Here is a 2431-nt window from a genome sequence, read left to right as displayed (position 1 = left end):
CTCGCAGCAGGCGCGCGAACCGGCCCCGCACTACGAGCACGCGGAGATCGGCTACAACTACCGCCTGAGCAACCTGCTGGCCGCCGTGGGCCTGGGCCAGCTGGAAGTGCTGGAAGCCCGCGTGGCCCAGAAGCGGCGCATCTTCCGCTGGTACAGGGAACTGCTGTCCGACGCGCCCGGCGTGTCCTTCATGCCGGAAGCCGCCACGGGCAAGGCCAACCGTTGGCTCACGGTGATGCTGCTGGACGAGAACCTTGCCGCCACGCCGGAAACCCTGCGCCAGGCTTTGGAAGCGGAGAACATCGAGGCCCGGCCCGTGTGGAAGCCCATGCACCGGCAGCCGGTGTTCGCGGGCTGCCGCGTCTTCGGCGGGGGGGGCGGCGGCGCGGTGTCCGAGGCGCTGTTCCGGCGCGGGCTCTGCCTGCCCTCGGGCACGGCCATGACACGCGAGGATGTGGAGCGCGTGGCCTGCATTGTCAGGGCCGCGCTCAAGCAAGGCCGGAAGTAATGCTCTTCAATCCGCGCAACCGGCACCTCTACCTCATGCTCGCGGCCGAGGCCCTGTGCTTCGCTGCCGCATTGAGTTCAAGCTACCTGCTGCGCTTCGAGTTCAGCCTGCCGGAGTTCTACGCCGCGCAGCTGAAGAGCATGCTCGCGTGGGTGCTGCCCCTCAAGCTCTGCGTGTTCCTGGCCCTGGGCCTGTACCGGGGCATGTGGCGCTACACCAGCCTGGCGGATTTCAAGCGCCTGGCCGAGGCCGTGCTTCTGTCCTCGGCCCTGCTGGTAGCCTGCGTGGCCTACGTGTATGGTTTCGCTGGTTTTTCCCGCGCAGTGCTGGCCGTGGACGGGTTGCTCACCCTGCTTCTTACCGGGGCCCTGCGTCTGGGCATCCGCGTGCTCTATGCCAGCGCCCACGGCAAGACGTCCGCTCCCGGCCCGGCCCGGCGCGTACTGGTCATCGGCGCGGGCGGCCTGGGCGAACGCCTGCTGCGCGAGATTTCCCAGACCCCGGCCCTGAACCTGCACGTCATCGGTTTTTTGGACGACGACCCGGACAAGCTGGGCCGTTCGCTGCACGGGCGCGAGGTGCTGGGCCGCGTGGACCAGCTCCCACGGATCGCGGCCGAGAGCCGGGCCGAGGAAATCGTCATCGCCGTGTCGCATGCAAGCGCGGGGCAAATGCGGCGCATCGTGGAGGCTTGCAAAGCTTCCGGCCTGCCGCACCGCATCTTGCCCGCCACCAGCCAGCTTCTGGACGGCAAGGCCCGGCTTACTCTGCGCCCGGTGGACTACCAGGACCTCCTGGGCCGCAGCGAAGTGGAGCTTGACCAGCGCGGGCTGGCGGCCATTCTGACGGACAAGGTGGTGCTGGTGACGGGCTGCGGCGGTTCCATCGGCTCCGAGCTGTGCAGGCAGGTGGCGCGCTTCGCCCCGGCCCGGCTGGTGCTGGTGGATGCCAGCGAATACAACCTCTACGCCATCGCCCAGGAGCTGGCGCAGAGCGGCTTTGCGAACTTTTCCTGCGTGCTGGGCAGCGTGGCCGATGCGGCCCTGATGGACGCGGTGCTGGCCGAACACAGCCCCAGCCTGCTGCTGCACGCCGCCGCCTACAAGCATGTGCCCATGCTGGAGGAGAATCCCTGGTCCGCGGTGACGAACAACGTCAGCGGCGCGCGGGTGCTCATGGCCGCGGCCATCAAACATGGGGTGGAGCGTTTCGTCACGGTGTCCACGGACAAGGCCGTGAACCCTGCCAGCGTCATGGGCGCCAGCAAGCGGGTCACGGAGAAACTCATGGCCTGCCACGCCGGCGGGCCCACGCGCTTTTCGGCCGTGCGCTTCGGCAACGTGGTGGGATCTTCGGGCTCGGTGGTGCCGCTGTTCCGCAGTCAGATCGAAGCGGGCGGGCCGGTCACTGTGACCCACCCGGACATGACGCGCTATTTCATGAGCATTTCCGAGGCCTGCCAGCTCATTTTGCAGGCCGCGGCCATGGACCTCGCACCCAGCGCAAGTGGCGGCGGCGGCGAAATCTTCGTGCTGCGCATGGGCGAGCCCGTGCGCATCGTGGACCTTGCGCGCGACCTGATCCGCCTTTCCGGCCGTGAGCCCGGCGTGGACTGCGACATCGTGTTCACCGGCCTCCGGCCCGGCGAGAAGCTGGCCGAGGAGCTCATGGGCGCGGGCGAGGAGGTGCTCGGCACCGGGCATGAAAAGATCATGGTGCTGCGCGGGCAAGGCGATGGCCGGGACAGCGACGCCCTGGACGCGACAGTGTTGGACGCGGCCCTGCTGGACGAATTGCAAGCCGCCGCCACGCGCCGCGACGCCGCGGCCATCCGCGCTCTGCTGCAACGTCTTATCCCGGAATATGCCCCGGAGCGCGAGCCGCAGTAGCTTGAACTTGCGCCGAGGACCGCCCCCTGACGGC

2 protein-coding genes are annotated in these 2431 nt (G+C 68.7%); both read left to right on the top strand.

Features of this window, described 5'->3' with window-relative positions:
- On the top strand, positions 1 to 508 hold a 508-nt coding region (locus tag VN419_RS08585; protein ID WP_325646508.1), incomplete at its 5' end, for a DegT/DnrJ/EryC1/StrS family aminotransferase.
- The gene (locus VN419_RS08580) at positions 508 to 2397 is read left to right on the top strand and encodes a nucleoside-diphosphate sugar epimerase/dehydratase (RefSeq protein ID WP_325646506.1); all 1890 of its coding nucleotides are present in this window, start codon (positions 508 to 510) and stop codon (positions 2395 to 2397) included. The genes VN419_RS08585 and VN419_RS08580, both read left to right, overlap by 1 nt.
- Positions 2398 to 2431 lie beyond the last annotated feature (34 nt).

The organism is Humidesulfovibrio sp. (assembly GCF_035560995.1).
Taxonomy (GTDB): domain Bacteria; phylum Desulfobacterota; class Desulfovibrionia; order Desulfovibrionales; family Desulfovibrionaceae; genus Humidesulfovibrio.
Note: the sequence above shows the minus strand (reverse complement) of the source record. Positions and strands in the feature narration are given on the sequence as shown.

Excerpts from the sequence above, each read along its gene's own strand:
- VN419_RS08580 (WP_325646506.1), top strand. The coding sequence starts at position 508 with ATGCTCTTCAATCCGCGCAACCGGCACCTCTACCTCATGCTCGCGGCC.